At 59.1% G+C, this 18772-nt stretch carries 20 protein-coding genes; 7 read left to right on the top strand and 13 right to left on the bottom strand.

What is annotated here, in order from left to right:
- Nucleotides 1-84 precede the first annotated feature (84 nt).
- From ACR0B5_RS11550 to ACR0B5_RS11535, 4 genes are all read left to right on the top strand, one after another.
- The gene (locus ACR0B5_RS11550; protein WP_170375963.1) at nucleotides 85-1101 is read left to right on the top strand and encodes an amino acid ABC transporter substrate-binding protein; all 1017 of its coding nucleotides are present in this window, start codon (nucleotides 85-87) and stop codon (nucleotides 1099-1101) included.
- A gap of 125 nt (nucleotides 1102-1226) precedes the next feature.
- Nucleotides 1227-2459: an amino acid ABC transporter permease gene (locus tag ACR0B5_RS11545; RefSeq protein WP_170375961.1), complete on the top strand. Its 1233-nt coding sequence runs from the start codon at nucleotides 1227-1229 to the stop codon at nucleotides 2457-2459.
- A gap of 3 nt (nucleotides 2460-2462) precedes the next feature.
- A complete protein-coding gene (locus ACR0B5_RS11540; RefSeq protein ID WP_170375959.1) occupies nucleotides 2463-3761 on the top strand; it encodes an amino acid ABC transporter permease in 1299 nt (432 codons plus the stop codon).
- A 12-nt stretch (nucleotides 3762-3773) separates the two neighbouring features.
- Nucleotides 3774-4565: an amino acid ABC transporter ATP-binding protein gene (locus ACR0B5_RS11535; protein WP_170528808.1), complete on the top strand. Its 792-nt coding sequence runs from the start codon at nucleotides 3774-3776 to the stop codon at nucleotides 4563-4565.
- A 45-nt stretch (nucleotides 4566-4610) separates the two neighbouring features.
- Here ACR0B5_RS11535 and ACR0B5_RS11530 read toward each other — a convergent pair whose 3' ends face one another.
- The 10 genes from ACR0B5_RS11530 to ttcA all read right to left on the bottom strand — a co-directional run bounded on the left by ACR0B5_RS11530 (nucleotide 4611) and on the right by ttcA (nucleotide 14450).
- Entirely contained in the window at nucleotides 4611-5108 is a 498-nt protein-coding gene (locus tag ACR0B5_RS11530) for a SixA phosphatase family protein (RefSeq protein ID WP_480540507.1), read from the bottom strand.
- Nucleotides 5105-5779, bottom strand: a complete 675-nt coding sequence (locus ACR0B5_RS11525; protein ID WP_480540505.1) for a ferredoxin — start codon at nucleotides 5777-5779, stop codon at nucleotides 5105-5107. The genes ACR0B5_RS11530 and ACR0B5_RS11525 overlap by 4 nt, the downstream gene beginning before the upstream one ends.
- 18 nt (nucleotides 5780-5797) lie before the next feature.
- Complete coding sequence (gene argB, locus ACR0B5_RS11520; protein ID WP_480540503.1) at nucleotides 5798-6661, bottom strand: acetylglutamate kinase; 864 nt, start codon at nucleotides 6659-6661, stop codon at nucleotides 5798-5800.
- Between the two features lie 115 nt (nucleotides 6662-6776).
- Complete coding sequence (locus ACR0B5_RS11515) at nucleotides 6777-8144, bottom strand: PepSY-associated TM helix domain-containing protein (protein WP_480540501.1); 1368 nt, start codon at nucleotides 8142-8144, stop codon at nucleotides 6777-6779.
- Between the two features lie 105 nt (nucleotides 8145-8249).
- Entirely contained in the window at nucleotides 8250-8618 is a 369-nt protein-coding gene (locus tag ACR0B5_RS11510; protein WP_425083735.1) for a DUF2946 domain-containing protein, read from the bottom strand.
- Nucleotides 8615-9268: a ribosome biogenesis GTP-binding protein YihA/YsxC gene (gene yihA / locus ACR0B5_RS11505; protein WP_170375944.1), complete on the bottom strand. Its 654-nt coding sequence runs from the start codon at nucleotides 9266-9268 to the stop codon at nucleotides 8615-8617. Before yihA ends, ACR0B5_RS11510 begins: the two co-directional genes overlap by 4 nt.
- Nucleotides 9265-10002: an MOSC domain-containing protein gene (locus ACR0B5_RS11500; protein WP_480540499.1), complete on the bottom strand. Its 738-nt coding sequence runs from the start codon at nucleotides 10000-10002 to the stop codon at nucleotides 9265-9267. Before ACR0B5_RS11500 ends, yihA begins: the two co-directional genes overlap by 4 nt.
- Nucleotides 9999-11828, bottom strand: a complete 1830-nt coding sequence (yidC, locus tag ACR0B5_RS11495) for a membrane protein insertase YidC (protein ID WP_170644162.1) — start codon at nucleotides 11826-11828, stop codon at nucleotides 9999-10001. The genes ACR0B5_RS11500 and yidC overlap by 4 nt, the downstream gene beginning before the upstream one ends.
- Before the next feature lie 126 nt (nucleotides 11829-11954).
- Nucleotides 11955-13490, bottom strand: a complete 1536-nt coding sequence (locus ACR0B5_RS11490) for a putative bifunctional diguanylate cyclase/phosphodiesterase (protein ID WP_480540497.1) — start codon at nucleotides 13488-13490, stop codon at nucleotides 11955-11957.
- A 66-nt stretch (nucleotides 13491-13556) separates the two neighbouring features.
- Nucleotides 13557-14450 (bottom strand): tRNA 2-thiocytidine(32) synthetase TtcA, encoded by an 894-nt coding sequence (gene ttcA / locus ACR0B5_RS11485; protein WP_170768333.1) that lies wholly within the window; start codon nucleotides 14448-14450, stop codon nucleotides 13557-13559.
- A gap of 113 nt (nucleotides 14451-14563) precedes the next feature.
- Between ttcA and ACR0B5_RS11480 the strand changes: the two genes are divergently transcribed.
- On the top strand, nucleotides 14564-15499 hold the full coding sequence (locus tag ACR0B5_RS11480) for an alpha/beta fold hydrolase (RefSeq protein ID WP_480540495.1): 936 nt from the start codon (nucleotides 14564-14566) through the stop codon (nucleotides 15497-15499).
- On the opposite strand, the gene yidD is transcribed toward ACR0B5_RS11480, so the two are convergent.
- Genes yidD through rpmH form a run of 3 tightly spaced genes read right to left on the bottom strand, consistent with a single transcriptional unit; the run spans nucleotide 15496 to nucleotide 16315 of the window.
- Nucleotides 15496-15732 carry a membrane protein insertion efficiency factor YidD gene (yidD, locus tag ACR0B5_RS11475; RefSeq protein ID WP_480540493.1) on the bottom strand — a complete coding sequence of 79 codons (237 nt, stop codon included), beginning with the start codon at nucleotides 15730-15732 and terminating at the stop codon, nucleotides 15496-15498. The two genes, ACR0B5_RS11480 and yidD, sit on opposite strands and share 4 nt — an antisense overlap.
- Entirely contained in the window at nucleotides 15729-16154 is a 426-nt protein-coding gene (gene rnpA, locus ACR0B5_RS11470) for a ribonuclease P protein component (protein WP_480540491.1), read from the bottom strand. The genes yidD and rnpA overlap by 4 nt, the downstream gene beginning before the upstream one ends.
- A gap of 26 nt (nucleotides 16155-16180) precedes the next feature.
- Nucleotides 16181-16315 carry a 50S ribosomal protein L34 gene (gene rpmH, locus ACR0B5_RS11465; protein WP_005980833.1) on the bottom strand — a complete coding sequence of 45 codons (135 nt, stop codon included), beginning with the start codon at nucleotides 16313-16315 and terminating at the stop codon, nucleotides 16181-16183.
- A gap of 269 nt (nucleotides 16316-16584) precedes the next feature.
- Between rpmH and ACR0B5_RS11460 the strand changes: the two genes are divergently transcribed.
- Nucleotides 16585-17343, top strand: a complete 759-nt coding sequence (locus tag ACR0B5_RS11460) for a TVP38/TMEM64 family protein (protein ID WP_480540489.1) — start codon at nucleotides 16585-16587, stop codon at nucleotides 17341-17343.
- 5 nt (nucleotides 17344-17348) lie between these two features.
- Nucleotides 17349-18767, top strand: a complete 1419-nt coding sequence (locus tag ACR0B5_RS11455; protein ID WP_480540487.1) for a dihydrolipoyl dehydrogenase family protein — start codon at nucleotides 17349-17351, stop codon at nucleotides 18765-18767.
- Nucleotides 18768-18772: the final 5 nt, after the last annotated feature.

The following is an 18772-nucleotide window of genomic DNA, read 5'->3' as shown; positions in this document are numbered from 1 at the left end:
GACACCTTTGGGGTAACCTTTCCGGCATCCACTATGCCGGGCAGAGCCGCCCTTACCGGGGCGGAAAATCAGGAAGAGGTAAAAATGAAAAAATCCGTAATCTTGGGCGCGGCAACAGTGGCCGGTCTGGCCGCAGGTGCTGCCGCGGCGGGAACTGTAGACGACGTCAAGGCGCGCGGCACTCTGAACTGTGGTGTGACCACCGGTCTGGTTGGCTTCGCTGCACCTGACGCGAATGGCGAATGGAAAGGCTTCGACGTATCGCTGTGCCGTGCCGTTGCCGCCGCTGTTCTGGGTGACGCAAACGCAGTTGAATTCGTTCCGACCACCGGCAAGACGCGCTTCACCGCTCTGGCCTCGGGCGAGATCGACATGCTGGCCCGTAACACCACATGGACCTTCAGCCGCGACGTCGACCTGAAGTTCGAATTCACCGGTGTGAACTACTATGACGGTCAAGGCTTCATGGTTCCCAAGGCACTGGGCGTAAGCTCGGCCAAGGAACTGGACGGCGCGACTGTCTGCATCCAAACCGGCACCACCACCGAGCTGAACCTGGCCGATTTCTTCCGTGCCAACAACATCAGCTACGAGCCGGTTCCGATCGAAACCAACGCCGAAGCGCAGCAGCAGTACCTGGCTGGCGCATGTGACGTTTACACCACCGACGCTTCGGGCCTGGCCGCAACCCGCGCCACGTTCGAAAACCCCGGTGACCACGTCCTGCTTCCCGAAATCATCTCGAAAGAGCCGCTGGGCCCGCTGGTCCGTCACGGCGATCACGAGTGGGGCGATGTTGTCCGCTGGACCCTGAACGCGCTGGTTTCGGCTGAAGAGCTGGGCGTGACCTCGGCGAACATCGACGAGCTGGCAGCTGGCACCGACAACCCGGAAGTCAACCGTCTGCTGGGCACCGAAGGTACCCTGGGCGAGATGCTGGGTCTGGACGCACAGTGGGCCATGCGCGCCATCAAGGCGGACGGCAACTATGGTGAAGTGTTTGCCAAGAACATCGGTGAAGAAACTCCGATTGGTCTTGCACGCGGCCTGAACGCTCAGTGGACCGAAGGCGGTCTGCTGTACTCGCCGCCTTTCCGCTAAGACATCCACGGAAAAGGGCGCAGGACATCCTGCGCCCTTTTTCACTAAAGCTTACGCGAACGGACGCAGAGCGGGGACAACCTCGCCATAAAAACAAAGTCCGCTAGCTACGGGGATTCCAAAATATGTCGACTATGACTGACCCGCCGAAAGCTGATTTTCGGCTGTCGATGCTCATAAACGATACCCGCTACAGATCGCTGACCTTTCAGGTGATCGCGGCTATCGCTATTGCGCTATCCATTTGGTATCTGGGCAACAACCTGATCCAGAACCTTCGGGCCGCCGGCCTGAACATATCCTACACATTCCTCGGCGATTCCGCCGGGTACGACATCAACCAACGTCTGATCGAATATGACAGCCAGTCCTCGCATGGGCGGGCCGCGGTTGTGGGGCTACTGAACACACTGCTTGTGGCGTTTCTTGCCTGTATCACCGCCACGATATTCGGTGTGATCGCCGGGGTTCTGCGGCTCTCAAACAACTGGCTCGTCTCAAAGCTGATGGCGGTCTATGTCGAGATCTTCCGCAATATTCCGGTTCTGATCTGGATCATCATCATCTTCACGATCATGACGGCTGTTCTGCCGGGTCCGCGGGCGTTCCGCGGTGATAACCCGACGTCGAGCATGCTGTTTGATGCCTTCGCTTTCACCAACCGTGGGGTCTATATCCCCCGTCCGGAATTCGCACATGGTCTGTTCAGTGCAACCATTCTGAACTGGCTGTTGGTGATTGCCGGTCTGGTCGGATCATGGTTCGCCTCGCGCGAGATCGAAAAGCGGGCGACCAAGAAGCAGGAAGAGACCGGTGAACGCCCCAGAACGCTGCTGGTGAAACTGGGCGTCTGGCTGGTGCCGTTTGCGTTGCTGATGGTTCTGATGGGCCTGACCTGGGACATTCCCGCGTTGAAAGGCTTCAACTTCAGCGGAGGCATCAAGGTCGGCGGTCCTCTGATCGCTTTGTGGTTCGCGTTGTCGATCTACACCGGGGCCTTCATCGCGGAAAACGTGCGGGCCGGTATTCAGGCGATCTCAAAAGGTCAGACCGAGGCTGCGGCCGCGCTGGGTCTGCGTCAGGGTCGGATCATGAATCTGGTCATCCTGCCGCAAGCGCTGCGGGTGATCATTCCGCCGCTGATTTCGCAGTACCTCAACATCACCAAAAACTCGTCTCTGGCGATTGCCGTGGGCTATGCGGATATCACTGCGACGCTGGGCGGTATCACCCTGAACCAGACCGGTCGTGCGATCGAATGCGTTCTGCTGCTGATGCTGTTCTACCTCACCGCCTCGCTGGTGATCTCGATGGTGATGAACGTCTACAACGCATCCGTCAAGTTGAAGGAGCGCTGAGCCATGGCCGATCAAACAACCAATCCGATCGCTTTCGTGGCCGAAGGTACCATCCCCCCCTCTCCGCCCCCGGCGAATGAGACGGGCGTGGTCAAATGGCTGCGTGAGAATCTGTTCTCGGGCGTCACCAACACCATCCTGACGGTTCTATCGCTGATCCTAATCTACATCCTTCTTAAGAACACGTTGCCGTGGATTCTGAACGGGGTGTGGAATGCGAACTCGCTGGCAGAGTGTCGTGAGATTCTGGGTGGCAAGACAGGCGCGTGTTTCGCGGTTCTGACCGAACGCTGGCCTCAGCTGATCTACGGCTTCAAATACCCGGTTGACGCTTACTGGCGCCCCAACCTGGCATTTGTGCTGATGTTGGTGGCCTTTGCGCCGGTGCTGTTCTTCGACTTGCCGCGCAAGATGCTGATCTTCACGGCGCTCTACCCGTTCATTGCGTTCTGGCTGATCTGGGGTGGCACCATTCTGGTCCCGCTTGTGGCTCTGCTGGGTTGCGTCGCGGGCGGCGCCGTGTTCCAGAAATTCGGCAAGAACAGCTTTGCGGCCGGGTTCTTCGGGGCCATCGTTGTGGCGCTTGTCGTCTGGAATGTTGGCGGAGCGCTGATACCGGAAGGTGCTTCGGAAGACGCGATGCTTACAGCTGTTCCCAGCCGTGATCTTGGTGGTTTCATGCTGAATATGATGCTGGGTGTCACCTGTGTGTCGCTGTCGGTTCCGCTGGGCATTGCCCTGGCACTGGGCCGCCAGTCCGACATGCCGCTGATCAAGTGGGTGAGCGTCATCTTCATCGAATTCATCCGTGGCGTGCCTCTGATCACGTTGCTGTTTGTGGCTTCGGTGATGCTGGCCTATTTCTTCCCGCCTGACAGCACGGTCGACCTGTTCCTGCGCGTTGTGATCATGATCACCATGTTCTCAGCCGCTTATATCGCCGAGGTGATCCGCGGCGGTCTGGCAGCGCTTCCACGAGGACAGTATGAAGCAGCAGACAGCCTTGGTTTGGATTACCCTCAGGCGATGCGTCTGATCATCCTGCCACAGGCTCTGAAGATCTCGATCCCTGGTATCGTGAACGTAGCCGTTGGCCTGTTCAAGGACACCACACTGGTTTCGGTCATTTCGATGTTCGATCTGGTGGGCATGATCCGAGGCCCCATCCTGGCGTCAACCGAATGGAACGGCGTCTATTGGGAGCTTCTGGGCTTTGCCGCGCTTCTGTTCTTCGTCGTCTGCTACGGCATCTCTCAATATTCTCAGTGGCTCGAGCGTCGCCTTGCCACCGATCATCACTAAGGAGTTCAACACATGTCTGAACTTGCAATTGACCGCGAAATCGACCGCTCGAAGATGCAGGTGAGCGACGAGGTCGCCATCGACATTAGCGGAATGAACAAGTGGTACGGCTCGTTTCACGTGCTGCGCGACATCAATCTAACCGTCAACCAAGGCGAGCGGATTGTTATCGCGGGCCCGTCCGGCTCGGGCAAGTCCACCCTGATCCGCTGCCTGAACGCGCTGGAAGAACACCAGCAGGGCAAGATCGTGGTGGACGGTATCGAACTGTCCAATGACCTGAAAAACATCGACAAGATCCGGTCCGAGGTTGGCATGGTGTTCCAGCACTTCAACCTGTTCCCGCATTTGACCATTCTGGAGAACTGCACGCTGGCCCCGATCTGGGTGCGCAAAACGCCTAAGAAAGAGGCCGAAGAGCGCGCGATGCATTTCCTCGAGAAGGTGAAGATCCCCGATCAGGCGTTGAAGTACCCGGGTCAGCTTTCCGGTGGTCAGCAACAGCGTGTGGCGATTGCTCGTTCGCTTTGCATGATGCCGCGGATCATGTTGTTCGATGAACCGACCTCGGCGCTGGATCCCGAGATGATCAAAGAGGTGCTCGACACCATGATTGAGCTGGCCGAAGAAGGCATGACCATGCTCTGTGTGACCCACGAGATGGGCTTTGCCCGTCAGGTGGCAAACCGCGTGATCTTCATGGATGCTGGCCAGATCGTGGAACAGAACGAACCGGAAGAGTTCTTCAACAACCCGAAGAGCGAACGCACCAAGCTGTTCCTCAGCCAGATCCTCGGACACTGATCGAGATCACATCAAAGGAAAGGCGGGGTTTTGCCCCGCCTTTTTTCATTTCAGAAGCTCGCGCGGGATCGCGAAGCCCAAGACCTTGCCGCTGTGCTTCTGGATGTCGGACCACTTGTCGATCTCAAACTGGATTACCGTTGTGGCGCAGGTCGGGTAGTCGTGGAACCGTGCGTGCTCAGGCGCGGTTTCGACAAGCTGAGCCGCGAACTGGGCAATCCCGGGGTTGTGACCCAGCATCATCACGGTCCGGCCTGTTGCCGTCTTCAACTCGGCCAGCATCGCATCCGGCGCCGCCAGATAGAGGTCATAGGCGTAGTAGGCGTTTTCAGCATGCAGACCCATGTAGTCCCAGGTCTCGCGTGTGCGGACAGAGTTCGAGCTCAGAAGTTCATCCGGAACCCAGCCGTTATTCTTGAGCCAAGATCCAATCGCCGGGGCTGACGCTCGCCCACGTTTGTTCAGTGGTCGCTCATGATCACTGAGGTTGGGATCATCCCAGCTGGATTTGGCATGGCGGGTCAGGATCAGGGTGTGTGTCATGACGGATGAAAAGCCCTCATATGATGTGCGGATTGGTCCGGGTCTCGGCCTGCGCGGGCGCTGACAGGGCAGGAGAGGCGCGCGAGGCATCCTCCGGTCATGCAGACCTGCCCCTCGGGCGTTGCGAGGTGGTTGTGGCAGGCCTCGACATTGTAAAAGCTCTGATCATTCAGCGCACCTACCGGGCAGGTCTGCGTGCAAGGCGCTGCGCATGAGGTGCATGGCGAGGGGGCGGTTGCCAGGGGTATTGGGAATTCATCGGCGAAATGAAGCGCGCCGCGCAACGAGATCATCATGCCCATCTGGTCATGTACCAGCGCGCCCACCGGGCTGCTGAAGGTCCGCCCTGATTTCAACGCCCAGTCGATGAATGGCGCGTAGGGAGGGCCGCCGAAGGGAAAATGCGCCTCGGCTCCCAAGTCCTGAGCCAGTTGGCCGACCACACGTAGTGACCAGCGATCGACTGGGTCCTTGCCCTGCCATTCTGGCGCGGCTTTCAACTGGGGCCAGAACTCGGGCCCTGCGCCCAGAAGGATCAGCGTACCGCCATCCAATTGTTTCGCTTGCACCTGACGCGGATGTAGCGCACCCATGACGATCAGCCCGACCCGCTGCGCTGCGTGTTCGACACGATCATAACTGTGGTGAGAGGAGGCGGGCTGTTGGGTCATATCTCCTCCGGTTTGGTATTAGTCGGGGCGTATCAGCGACCCGGCGCCGTGTTCGGTGAACAGCTCCAGCAGGACCGCGTTTGGCGCGCGTCCGTCCAGAATAACCACCGCGCGCACTCCACTATGCAGCGCATCCAGCGCGGTTTCGGTTTTGGGGATCATACCACCGGCAATGGTGCCTTCCAGAGTCATTTCGCGAATCTGACCGGCCTTCAGCTCGGTCACGACGTCGCCAGCAGCGTTCTTGACGCCCGAGACATCCGTCAGCAGCAGCAGGCGATCCGCTTTCAACGCCGAGGCGATAGCCCCTGCAGCGGTATCGCCGTTGACGTTAAAGGTCTCCCCCTCGGTGCCCGCGCCTAGCGGCGCGATGACCGGGATCACGTCATGCGAGAACAGGTTGTGCAGGACCTTGGGTTCCATCTTCGACGGCGACCCCACAAATCCTAGCGAAGGATCGGTCTGTTCGCAGGTCATCAGGTTGGCGTCCTTGCCCGACAGGCCCACAGCAGTGCCGCCCTGACGGTTGATCGCCTGCACGATCCGCTTGTTCACAAGGCCCGACAGGACCATCTCGACCACTTCGACTGTCGCTTTGTCGGTGACGCGCTTGCCGCCCACAAACTCGGACTGGATGTCCAGCTGTTTGAGCATCGCGTTGATCATCGGTCCACCGCCATGCACGATCACCGGGTTCACCCCGACCTGCCGCATCAGCACCACGTCGCGGGCAAAGCTGTCCATCGCCTCATCGCTGCCCATAGCGTGGCCCCCCAGCTTTATGACGACAATCGCGCCATCATAGCGCTGCAAATAGGGCAACGCGCTGTTCAGAGTTGCGGCGGTGGCGATCCAATCCCGGTTCATGTCTCGTGTCTTCATGGCTGTCAGTCCTCTGATCCACCCTGTTAGGGCGTTTGGACCGGACTGCCAAGACCATACCGCTGCAAATGCAGGTTGACAGAGCCGCGCCGGGGAGGCGCGGCCCCTGTTCAGATCAGTTCATCGCGCGTTTCATCGCGGGAATATTGCTGAGGATCAGCAGGTCGAAGGCCAGTACACCCAACAGGGTCAGCCCTACCAGCGGGAAAGCCATAGCTGTGAATAGCCCGATCAGGACCGCGCCTTTCCACAGCGGGAGTTCCGCTGGCATCGGTGGCGCCGCCAGACGACGCGCCTTTTGCGGACGGCGCTTGACCCACATCACAACGCCCGAGACACAGACGAAGACCACCGATAGGCAGAACACCACGTTGAGAATGAAGTTCCACGTACCCATCAACCCCATATGGAATGGGATCCCAACGGCCATGGATTTGCCCATCAGCGAATAGTCCTCATACCGGACATCGGCCAAGATTTTGCCGGTGTACTGGTCGACATGGACAGTTCGGTCGTTCACCGGATCGGTCGAGTCGCTACTCATGCTGTCGCGGTTGAGTGTCCAAACGCCATCCTCGCCGCCCGGATAGGCCACGCGGAATCGCCCGCTCATCTCCAATGCGGTCCCCAATGCGACCAGGGCGTCGATGTCGATTACAGTGCCCTCTGGCGTGCCCTGAATTCCGGCGTCAGACCCGGATGCAGGCATGGGTGTTTGCTCTAGCGCCCAGGGGACGTCGTTCTGATGACCGTGGTTCATGCTGGCATGGGTTTCATCCGACAAGGGCACATTGTCCCACTTCTCCGCTGGGAAGCTACTCCAGGGTTGAACGATCATACCGCCCCAGACCCCGGCCCAAGACAGGCCCGAGATAAGGAAGACGACCAGCAACAACGACATCCAGAAGCCGACCACTGCGTGCAAGGACTTCCACAACGCGCGCCCTCGCGCCTTGAGGTTGGGTACAAATGCCGCCATCGCATTGCTGCGTGGCCACCATAGATAGAGACCGGTGAACACCAGAACGAGGCTCAGGCCTGCGGCGATTTCAAGGATGCGGTCGCCAGTGGTACCGATCAGAAGGGTCGAGTGGATATTGTCCGCTAGATCATACCATCCGGTGCGGCGATCCCAGATTTCCAGAACCTGACCTGCGTAGGGGTCAACCGCCACCAAGCGTTGACCTGCATCAGTTTTGATGCGGAAGACGGTGGCGAGATCCTCGGCCTTGGGACCGATCCATTCGACGACCTGCCCGGGAACCTCGGCCAAAGCGACTTCGGCCTGTTGCGAGACGGGTAGCCCTTTGCCTTCGACCTTGACAGCGATCTTCTCACCATCGCGCCCGTCAAACTGAGTGATAAACATCATCATCAAACCGGTGACGGCGAGGATGATCAGAAACGGGACTACGAAAATCCCAGCGTAGAAGTGCCACCGCCACGCGGCGAAGTAGAATTTTTGCGCAGCTGTATTCTGCATCGGGGCTGTGCCCGATATTTGGCTATCCATTGCCATTTGAAATCTCCATATACAGACATCCCTCGCGCGCAGGTGCGCGCAGGGCCAAAACAAGGTTTCGCTGTTTCAGGAGGAGTGGGGTGGTCCCCGCGCATCATAGCGGGCGTAAAATCCTGCACTGCGATGGGTGAAATCAGATTGATCCCAGCGCGGCTGCAATTGGAAATCCGCTGGAATGATCAACTCAAATCCAGGGAGATTGGCATCCGCAGTGAGCCCCGCAAAAGGGCACATGGAGCGCGTGTCATGCTCATCATGGATCGGATCGTCCGGGTTCAGATCGACCCATTGCTCGACCGTTCCCTCACCTGTGCAAAGCACCAGTAGGATCTTGCCGTCATTGCCTTGCGCTGGCATCCATCCCTGCGGAATTGCACTGGTCGCGAGCAGTGCAAGCAGGGTCAGAACACCAAAGACGCGCAGGATCAGGGTCATTCCAGATGGGCGATGATCGAGCGAAGCGTCGGCACCCCATCCCCTTTTTCCGAGGATGTCAGAACGATCTCAGGGTATGCGGCAGGGTGTTTGGACAGGGCTGTACGCACTTGGTTCAGCACTTTCTCGCGGTCGTTGGCCTTCACCTTGTCGGCCTTGGTCATGACGCATTGAAAGGTCACGGCGCTCGTGTCCAGCAGCTTCATGATCTCGTCATCCACAGGCTTCACCCCATGGCGTGAGTCGATCAGAACAAAGGCCCGACGCAGGGTTTGCCGGCCGCTAAGGTACTGTTTCAGCAGCCGCTGCCATTTCTCAACCACCTTGACCGGAGCATTGGCGTAGCCATAGCCGGGCAAGTCCACCAAATACAGCTCGGGGCCTTGGGTGAAAAAGTTGATCTCTTGCGTGCGGCCGGGTGTGTTTGAGGCGCGTGCCAGGCCCTTGGTGCCGGTCAGCGCGTTGATCAGGCTGGATTTCCCCACATTCGAGCGTCCGGCAAAACAGACCTCAAGCCGGTCGGGGGCGGGCAGGCCATTCATCGCGACGACGCCTTTGACGAACTCGGATTCACCTGCAAACAGCTTGCGCCCAAGCTCCAGCGCGAACGCGTCAGGATCTTCGGCAAGAGGGAAAGGCAGGGCAGTCATAGCAGTTGAACCTTGTCGTCAATGCGGATTTCACCGCCTCGGATCACCTCGGCATAGACGCCGAAATCCTGATGGTCCCAGCTGTTCAAGGCACCAAGCGTGTCCGCATCCCGCTCGCCCGTGTCGGGGTTGGCAGTGGTTGCCAGACAGCGCGTGATCCGTTCGCGCACGTGGAACACGGCCTGTCCAATCTGAACTTCACGCCCGAGCCAATCAAACTCCTCCCACAAGGGCAGGCCATTGAACCAGATATTGCCGCGCCAGCGGATAGGCGACAGGTCACGACCCAGCTTCTGTTCGACCGCGCGGTGGCTGGCCATGTTGCACAGGCTGATTGAGGGGAAATCACTGTCGGTCATGCCCCGACCGGGCACACGCACGATCCGTGCGGAGGCGGCGCGATCCGCAGGCATCAGGGGTTTGACCCACTCCAAAAACACGTCCTGTTGGGTATCGGGTGCAAAGCTCAGGTCCGGACGATCAGGGTGGCGCAGGGTCACGTGGTCGCCCTGCGTCTCAGCCGAGATCGCCATCAGCTTGGGTGCCTTCGCACCGCGGCTGAAATTTACGCAGGGTGCCCATTCCGAGCCGTCGGTCCTGGCAGCCTCATGCGCGACGGCCCAAACACGATCCCCGGGCATGGTCTGCCCGGGGAGTACAGTGATCTCGGTCAGGGCTTCACGCCCATGGCTCTTGATCGGGTGCCGCCAGATGGCTGAGACCTGCCCGCTCATTTGCCGTCCGTTTTCGGCGTGCGCTTGAAGCCGGATTTGATGTTGCCGAACACGTCCGGCTTATACCCTTGGCTGCGCATGATCAGATACTGCTGGGTGAAGGTGATGGTGTTGTTGGCAATCCAGTAAACCACCAGACCGCTGGCAAACCCGCCCAGCATGAACATGAAAACCCACGGCATCCAGGCAAAGATCATCGCCTGTGTCGGATCGGTTGGTGCCGGGTTCAGCTTTTGCTGCAGCCACATCGAGATACCCAACAGCAGGGGCAGGATCCCGATAAAGATCAGCGCAAGGAAGCTTTCAGGCGCGGGTGCGGCCCAAGGCAACAAGCCAAACAAGTTGTAGATCGAGGTCGGGTCCGGCGCGCTGAGGTCCTGGAAAGGACCAAACCACGGGGCCTGACGCAGTTCGATAGTAACGAAAATCACCTTATACAGCGAGAAGAAGATCGGGATCTGCATCAGGATCGGCAAACAGCCCGCAGCGGGGTTTACCTTTTCCTTCTTGTACAGCTCCATCATGCCCTGCTGCATCTTTTGACGGTCGTCGCCAGCCGCCTCTTTCAGGGCCTCCATCTGCGGCTGAAGCTCCTTCATCTTCGCCATCGAGACGTAGGATTTGAACGCCAGCGGGAACAGGATCGCCTTGATGATCAGCGTCAGGCCGATGATGGACCAACCCATGTTACCGATCAGAAGGTTGATGTTATGCAGCAGCCAGAAGATCGGTTTCGTCAGGAAGAAGAACCAACCCCAGTCGATGCTGTCGATGAACTTCTGAACGCCTTCGGATTGGTATTCCCGAATGGCTTCCCATTCCTTCGCGCCCGCGAACAGGCGGGTGCTGACCTCTTCCGTTGCACCCGGAGCCACTGTCAGGGTCGGAAGTACGGTTTCGGTCTGATAGATTTTGCGGCGCGAGTCGTATTTTGCGGCTGCTTTGAAGGCCGATCCGGGCTCGGGGATCAGTGTTGTCATCCAGTAGTGATCGGTGAAGCCGATCCAGCCGTCCTCTTTGACCTGATAGACCTCGGCCTGAGCGCGTTCGTTCGGGTCGATGTCGAAGTCGCGGACATCGCCATAGTCGACCTCGGTCAAAGTCCCGTCGGCCATGCCGATCACCCCTTCATGCAGGATGAAGAAGTTCTTGAGGCCCGGCAGATCGCCGTCTTCGCCAATGCCATGGCGGGCCAGAATGCCGTAGGGGGCCATACTGACCTCAGCGCCGGTGGCGTTTTCGACCGACTGGGTCACCGAGAACATGTAGTTTTCGTCCACCGAGACTGTGCGGCGGAAGGTCAGGCCATTGCCGTTGTCCCACGCCAGTGTGATGGGGGTGTCCACGCCCAATGTCTCGCCCTGCTCAAGGGTCCAAAGGGTGTTGGGGCCGGGAACGTCCGTGCCGCTAACACCGGATCCGGGGGCCCAGCCATAGAGGGCGTAATAGGCCGAGTCCGACCCGACCGGGGCCAGAAGTTCGACGATCGGTGCGTCTTCCTCAAGCGAGACTTTGTAGTCCTTCAGGAACAGCTCATCAATGCGGCCGCCCGACAGCGACAGGCTGCCTTTCAGACGGGGCGTATCAATCGCAACGCGCGGGGCCTGCTCTTCGGGCTGAGCCTCTTCCGCGGTCGCGGTTGACTCGCCAACCGTTCCGGTGCCGCTTGCGCTGGGCGTTTGAATCTCTGACCCTTCGGTTGCTGCGATCTCGGTCTGTTCCGTTCCGGGCGTGGGTTCCGGCGGAGGGAACAACACGAACCAGACCAGGATCACGAGAAAGCTGAGCGCGGTTGCAAGGATGAGATTCTTGTTCTGATCGTCCATCTGGGACAGCCACCTTGAGCAGTGAAAGACACCCGCAGGGTTCAACAGAGTGCAGGCCCAAAGGTCAAGCGGAATCGGCTGCAAATTCGTCGCGCCGTGGCATTCCGGGGCACTCTTTCACGGAATTCAGCCGGTTTGGCGTCCGATTTTCGGAACCCCGTTCATCTTGCCGTTATGCGCGGCCATCCAGTCCAGCGTCTTTTCGAACGGCATTGGCTTGCCGATACCAAAGCCCTGCACGTGATCACATCCAAGCTGGGCCATCAGGGCATGCTCCCCCGGTGTCTCGACCCCTTCCGCCAGCGTCTCCAGATTCAAGCGTTCGGCCATGGTCAGGACGGCGCTGGCCATCTGTTGCTGACTGGGGTCCTGATCGGATTTGGCAACGAATGAGCGGTCGATTTTGATCCGCGTGACATTGAACCGCTTGATCGACGCGATCGAGGCATGGCCGGTGCCGAAATCATCCAGATCAATACAGCACCCCAAAGCTGCAAGGCCGGTAACATTGCGGGTGATCACGTCGTCGGGGCGGCGGGAAAAGACGGTCTCTAACACTTCGACGGTCAGTCTGTCGGGGGTCAGATCGAATTGATCAAGCTCCCATTTGAGGCGGTCGATCAAACCCGGTGCGCGCAGCTCATCCGAAGAGAAGTTGACGCCTATACGCGGCACAATAACGCCCGCCCTGTCCCAGGCCCGCATGGCGGTGAAGGCGTGGTGCCGGATGGCCTGACCCAAACGCTCCATCAAGTCGGCTTGTTCGGCGAAGGGCAGGAAGACTTGTGGGCTTAGCACGCCTTTCTGCGGATGTTCCCACCGAGCCAGCGCCTCAAAACCTGTGACGCGGCCGGTATCCGTGGACACCTGTGGTTGGAACCATGGGCGGATATCGCCATGATCCAGCGCCGCCTCGAACTCCTTGCGCAGATTGCTTCTTACCAGTGACCTGCGACGAGTCTCAGAAGAATAGGCCCGAATCGTCGAGGGCCCACTGCGCTGTGCCTCGGTCAGCGCATCGATGCTGGCGGCTTTCCAGTCCGAGACCGTATCGCCGGCAATTGTTTTGTTCATGCTGAACCCAATTGAACAGGTCAGGTAGAGGCCGATTCCATTGAGCATTATCGGCTCTTCCACCACAGACAGGATGCGCCCGGACATCTGAATACAAGCCTCGAGATCCAGCTGCTGCGACGGGTGCAGCCCGATCATCAAGCCATCGTACCCGAGCAACACCGCAATGTCATCGTCGCGGATCATCGAAAGAACCCGGCTACAGAACTGCTGGTGGATGTGATCGGCGGCGGCCTGGCCGTGAATATCCACAACCTCGGGAAAGCCGTCGATTGCAATGGCGATGCAGGCTGTGCCAGCCTTCTGCTTTCGCGCGATTTCTAACTTTTCTGTCAGTGCCAGATTGAACTGGTCGTTCGGCAGCACACTACAGATTGCCTGCACTGCACGCCTTTTCGACTGATTGCTCACAATCCCAGCTACTGCGAACATCAAAGGTACCCCAAGCGTCACACTGACAAGCGCACGTTCGCCGCCCAACCAAAAAGCCCCAAGGCTGAGCGCTGGCAGAAAGGCCAGAGCAGATGGCCCGTTGAGGGCAGAGGTCACAGGACGGAGAAAACAATCAAAATCAGGAAGTTTCCGCATAGCTATTCCAGGCCTTGGGCATCGAGCGCTCAAGGTGAACCGTAGGAAACCAGTCTGAGTCAGACGTTAACGCAACTGCGGAATTTCAGCCGAATTTTCGTCTTTTTTGCCAAGATCCAGGGAAAGCCCTGAAAAGTCGAACAATTTTGGGTCCAGCAAATGGGAGGGGCGGGCGTTGGTCAGGGCGCGGAACATGACCTGACGGCGGCCGGGGCTGTTCTTTTCCCACTGATCGAGAATCTGTTTGACCTGCTGTCGTTGCAAACCGTCCTGACTGCCGCACAGATCGCAGGGAATGATCGGGTAATTCATCGCCTTGGCGAATTTCTCGCAATCGGCCTCGGCCACATGGGCCAGCGGGCGGAAGACGAATAGGTCCCCTTCTTCATTGACCAGTTTGGGCGGCATGGTGGCCAGACGCCCGCCGTGGAACAGGTTCATGAAGAAGGTTTCCAGAATGTCGTCGCGGTGATGGCCCAGCACTACGGCCGAGCAGCCCTCTTCCCGCGCGATGCGATACAGGTTGCCCCGGCGCAGGCGCGAACACAGGGCGCAATAGGTCCGGCCTTGAGGGACCTTGTCCATCACAACGGAATAGGTGTCCTGATACTCGATCCGGTGGGGAACACCCATCCGTTCCAGAAACTCGGGCAGGACGGTGGCGGGAAAGCCGGGTTGCCCCTGATCCAGATTGCAGGCCAGCAAATCGACCGGCAGCAACCCGCGCCATTTCAGCTCATAGAGCACGGCAAGCAGGGTATAGCTGTCCTTGCCGCCTGACAGGCAGACAAGCCAGCGTGGCGGCTTGCCATCCTTGTCATGGGCGGAGGGGTCGATCATCCCGTACTGCTCGATCGCCTCACGGGTCTGGCGCACGATGCGTTTGCGCAGCTTCTTGAACTCGGTCGTCGAGGGCGCGCCAGCAAACAGCGGATGGATATCGTCGGCTTCATCAAACATGGGCCGTGATTACAGCGCAGGATGCGCGCGGGCAAGGTGTCGCGAATGCGGGCCAGTTTTTGGGGAAAACGCCGCCTGTGCTATGCTCTACGGATTTACCGACGGAGTTTAAAATGGACTATTTCTTTACCGTCCGCGGACGGAGCGGCAATCACTATTCAAACAAACTGGGCAAGGCGCGCTATCTGGTGATCCCGTCCAACGTAAAGACACCAGCACGTAAACATGAAATCCGAATCTCTGACTGGCTGGACAAGGTGCAGGAGGCCGCCGGGGCGACGGATCATGAAAAGGGCCACATCGTCTTTTTCGTGCATGGATTCAACACCGAGCAGTTCGAGATGCTGGAGCGGCATCGCAAGATCCGCAAAGGGCTTGAGGCCCATGGGTTCAAAGGTGTGATCGTCAGCTTTGACTGGCCAAGCGATGGATCCGTCTTGGGCTATAGCTCGGACAGGGCCGATGCACGGCGCTCGGCGGATAAGCTGTTTAATGACGGGATCAGACGCCTGTCCAAAATGCAGACCCCGGATTGCCCCCATAATGTTCATGTTCTGGCGCATTCGATGGGGACGTTTCTAGTGCGCGAGGCCATGGACTATGCCGATGACGACCATGAGATCGCGCAGCACAGCTGGACCACCAGCCAGATCGCCTTTGTTGCGGCGGATGTCTCGGCCAAGTCTTTCCGGGAAGGTAGCGCCAAGACCTCATCCCTTATGCGGCGTTGCACGAGGTTGACCTGCTACTACAGCCCGTTTGATGAGGTTCTTTCGATCTCTGAGGTAAAGCGCGTGGGCGTTTCGCGCCGGTTGGGGCGTGTGGGTATGCCCTCAGACCACCCTGAAAAGGCGGTCAACCTATATTGCGGCAAGTTCTTCAATGACAATCGCGCGGATTACCCGGATGGACCATCCGCCAGCCACAGCTGGTATTTCGACTCGCCACGATTCTACGAGGATTTGCACCACACTCTGCTGGGTAAACTGGATCGTGAGGTCATCCCGACCCGAAGGTTTACGGACCGGGGCAATCTGGCGCTGGTCTAATCGGTGTCTGTTTTCTCGGGCACCGGGTCATACCCCGTGCCGCCCAATGGGTGGCAGCGCCCGATTCTACGGGCGGCCAGCCACGCGCCCTTGATCGCGCCGTGTTTCTCAAGCGCTTCCAACGCATAGGCCGAACACGTCGGCTGGTAGCGACAATTAAATCCGACCCACGGGCTGAAAACCAACCGGTATGCGCGCACGGGCAGGGCGAATATGCGCGCCAGCAGGGTCATTTGCGAGGGGCGTGGATTTTGCGCAGCGCATAGCGCAGATCGTCGAGCATGGCGTCAAACGCCCGCCCGGCGGTGACCTCGGCGCGGCCGATCAGGACATAGTCCCAGCCGTCATGCCCCTGCTTGGGTAGTACGGCACGGGCGGCTTCGCGCAGGCGGCGCTTGGCGCGGTTGCGGGCCACCGCATTGCCGACCTTTTTGGAACACGTAAACCCGACGCGAATGCCTGCGCCCTCGTCCGAAGCGCGCCTGCGCGCCTGCACCATCATCGAGGATGTGCCTTGTCGACGCGCCCTTGCCGCTTTCAGGAAATCAGAACGATTCTTGAGAATGGTCAGAGGTTTGGGCGCGCAAACGGACGCCGCCGGGGGCTTGACCCTCGGTTGGTTGATACCATCCTCAGGGGCCTCCGGCGGCGTCATGTTCATAACCTGATCGGTGAGGCGGTTTACGCGCTCAGCGATTTGCGGCCGCGTGCACGGCGTGCGTTCAGGATTTTGCGGCCGGCTTTGGTAGCCATGCGCGCGCGGAAACCGTGGCGGCGTTTGCGAACCAGGTTCGAAGGCTGATAGGTGCGTTTCATCGCTCCGTCTCCAATCTATAGCGGTGGGTGCGGCGCGGATTCGCCTGGCCCGAGTGTTCGAAGCCCGTCCTCTACTGCCAAGCGGGGGGTAAGTCAAACCCCAAGGCACGGGTTTTCGCGCCTTTTGCAACAATTCTGTAACCTGGCCGGTCAAAAGATTTCAGAATCCGGTTTTTTGCGCCCCGAACCCTCACATTCCCTACCGTAGAGTTCAAGGCCGCGTGAGGGGCCTGTTGCAGGACCACGAGGCAGCGCATGTTGGGGTCAGAATGAAACAACCAAAGCCGGACAGCCAGATGAGCGAAACGACCCAAGCACCGCGCAGCGGGTTTGCGCGCCATATTCCATTGCTTGTGATCCTGACCGTTGCCGCGGTGGGGTTCTTCACCCTTGGGGACTACCTGAGTTTTGAAACCCTGCGCGACAATCGCGAGGCTCTGTTGGCCTGGCGGGATGAGTACTACTGGGCCATGGCCGCAACTTTCGTTGGGATCTATATCGTGATCGTGGCGTTTTCCCTGCCCGGGGCCGCCGTCGCCTCGATGACCGGAGGTTTCCTGTTCGGCCTGTTTGCAGGCACCGCGTTCAATGTGTTCGCGGCAACCATCGGCGCATCCGCCATCTTCTTGGCTGCGCGCTGGGGCTTGGGTGAGTCGTTGACGGCGCGACTCGAATCCTCGGAAGGGACCATCAAGAAACTCAAGGACGGCCTTCGCGAGAATGAGATCTCGGTCCTGTTCCTGCTGCGTCTTGTGCCCGTAGTTCCGTTCTTTGTTGCCAATCTGGTCCCGGCGCTGGTGGGCGTGAAGTTCCGCAACTTCCTGTTCACGACGGCGCTGGGCATTATTCCGGGTGGTATTGTCTACACCTGGATCGGTGTTGGCCTGGGCGGTGTCTTTGATCGTGGCGAAACGCCTGATGTTTCGCTGCTTTGGGAACCGTTTGTTATCGGTCCGATCATAGGCTTGTGCGTATTGGCCGCTCTGCCCATTCTGATCAAAGCCCTGCGCGGTAAAAAGGACGCCTGAATTCCATGAAAGAGCTGAAAACAGATATCCTGGTCATCGGCGCCGGGTCGGGCGGTTTGTCGGTTGCGGTAGGGGCAGCGCAGATGGGGGCCGATGTGATCCTGCTGGAAGGTCACAAGATGGGCGGGGATTGCCTGAACTTTGGCTGTGTCCCTTCCAAGGCCCTGATCGCCAGTGGCAAGATGGCCTATGGGCAAGCCCATTCAGCGCCCTTTGGTGTGGCCGATGTTGTGCCGCAAGTGGACTATGCCGCCGCCAAGGATCACGTGCATGGTGTCATCGCTCAGATCGAGCCGATGGACAGTCAGGAACGGTTCGAGGGCTTCGGCGTCAAGGTGATCCGCGAATTTGGCACCTTCCTGTCTCCGAAACAGGTTCAGGCGGGTGAGAACGTGATCACCGCCCGGCGTGTTGTCATCGCCACCGGATCATCGCCGCTTGTGCCGCCGATCCCGGGCCTGGACTCGGTGCCGTTCTACACGAATGAAACCATCTTTGATCTGAAGGATAAGCCCGACCACCTGTTGATTATCGGTGGTGGCCCCATCGGGATGGAGATGGCGCAGGCCCATATCCGGCTGGGCTGCAAGGTCACCGTGATCGAAGGCGCAAAGGCGCTGGGCAAGGATGACCCCGAGGCCGCGGCCCTTGTTCTGGAGACCCTGCGGGCCGAAGGGGTCGATATTCAGGAAGAAGCCATGGTCGCGCAAATCCGAGGCTCGGCTGGCGCGATTGAAGTCGTCACCCAGAACGGAGACATCTTTGCCGGTACCCATCTTCTGATGGCGGCCGGACGCAAGGCCAATGTCGAACGTTTGAATCTTGAGGCCGCTGGCATCGACCGCACGCGCACCGGGATCAAGGTGGACAACGCCCTGCGCACGACCAACCGCAAGGTCTATGCCATTGGTGATGTGGCAGGTGGTCTGCAATTCACCCATGTGGCGGGGTATCACGCGGGCATCATCATCCGCTCGGCCCTGTTTGGTCTGCCGTCTAAGGCCAAGACGGCGCATATCCCCTGGGCCACCTATACGGACCCCGAACTGGCTCAGATCGGCCTGACAGAGGCGCAGGCCCATGAACAGCATGGCGATGCGATGGAGGTTGCTCGTTTCGACTACCACCACAATGACCGTGCCATTTCCGAGCGTAAGACAAAAGGGTTCATCAAGGTCATGGTCGTGAAGGGTCGCCCCGTGGGCGCGACAATCGTCGGTCATCAGGCTGGAGAGCTGATCAACTTGTGGTCCCTTGCGCTGGCCAATAACCTCAAGATGGGGCAGATCGCCGCGATGGTTTCGCCCTATCCGACGATCGGAGAGCTTAACAAACGTGTGGCGGGGGCTTATTTCTCGCCAAGGCTGTTTGAGAATCAGACGGTTAAACGCGTGGTCAGGTTCGTGCAACGCTGGATCCCCTGACCGGA

The organism is Ruegeria sp. AG1, assembly GCF_056541705.1.
The sequence above is the reverse complement of the archived record's forward strand: the minus strand, read 5'-3'. Positions and strand labels throughout refer to the sequence as shown.

Coding starts and splice junctions, on each gene's coding strand:
- ACR0B5_RS11550 (WP_170375963.1), top strand. CDS start 85: ATGAAAAAATCCGTAATCTTGGGCGCGGCAACAGTGGCCGGTCTGGCC.
- ACR0B5_RS11545 (WP_170375961.1), top strand. CDS start 1,227: ATGTCGACTATGACTGACCCGCCGAAAGCTGATTTTCGGCTGTCGATG.
- ACR0B5_RS11540 (WP_170375959.1), top strand. CDS start 2,463: ATGGCCGATCAAACAACCAATCCGATCGCTTTCGTGGCCGAAGGTACC.
- ACR0B5_RS11535 (WP_170528808.1), top strand. CDS start 3,774: ATGTCTGAACTTGCAATTGACCGCGAAATCGACCGCTCGAAGATGCAG.
- ACR0B5_RS11530 (WP_480540507.1), bottom strand. CDS start 5,108: ATGACACACACCCTGATCCTGACCCGCCATGCCAAATCCAGCTGGGAT.
- ACR0B5_RS11525 (WP_480540505.1), bottom strand. CDS start 5,779: ATGACCCAACAGCCCGCCTCCTCTCACCACAGTTATGATCGTGTCGAA.
- argB (WP_480540503.1), bottom strand. CDS start 6,661: ATGAAGACACGAGACATGAACCGGGATTGGATCGCCACCGCCGCAACT.
- ACR0B5_RS11515 (WP_480540501.1), bottom strand. CDS start 8,144: ATGCAGAATACAGCTGCGCAAAAATTCTACTTCGCCGCGTGGCGGTGG.
- ACR0B5_RS11510 (WP_425083735.1), bottom strand. CDS start 8,618: ATGACCCTGATCCTGCGCGTCTTTGGTGTTCTGACCCTGCTTGCACTG.
- yihA (WP_170375944.1), bottom strand. CDS start 9,268: ATGACTGCCCTGCCTTTCCCTCTTGCCGAAGATCCTGACGCGTTCGCG.
- ACR0B5_RS11500 (WP_480540499.1), bottom strand. CDS start 10,002: ATGAGCGGGCAGGTCTCAGCCATCTGGCGGCACCCGATCAAGAGCCAT.
- yidC (WP_170644162.1), bottom strand. CDS start 11,828: ATGGACGATCAGAACAAGAATCTCATCCTTGCAACCGCGCTCAGCTTT.
- ACR0B5_RS11490 (WP_480540497.1), bottom strand. CDS start 13,490: ATGCGGAAACTTCCTGATTTTGATTGTTTTCTCCGTCCTGTGACCTCT.
- ttcA (WP_170768333.1), bottom strand. CDS start 14,450: ATGTTTGATGAAGCCGACGATATCCATCCGCTGTTTGCTGGCGCGCCC.
- ACR0B5_RS11480 (WP_480540495.1), top strand. CDS start 14,564: ATGGACTATTTCTTTACCGTCCGCGGACGGAGCGGCAATCACTATTCA.
- yidD (WP_480540493.1), bottom strand. CDS start 15,732: ATGACCCTGCTGGCGCGCATATTCGCCCTGCCCGTGCGCGCATACCGG.
- rnpA (WP_480540491.1), bottom strand. CDS start 16,154: ATGACGCCGCCGGAGGCCCCTGAGGATGGTATCAACCAACCGAGGGTC.
- rpmH (WP_005980833.1), bottom strand. CDS start 16,315: ATGAAACGCACCTATCAGCCTTCGAACCTGGTTCGCAAACGCCGCCAC.
- ACR0B5_RS11460 (WP_480540489.1), top strand. CDS start 16,585: ATGAAACAACCAAAGCCGGACAGCCAGATGAGCGAAACGACCCAAGCA.
- ACR0B5_RS11455 (WP_480540487.1), top strand. CDS start 17,349: ATGAAAGAGCTGAAAACAGATATCCTGGTCATCGGCGCCGGGTCGGGC.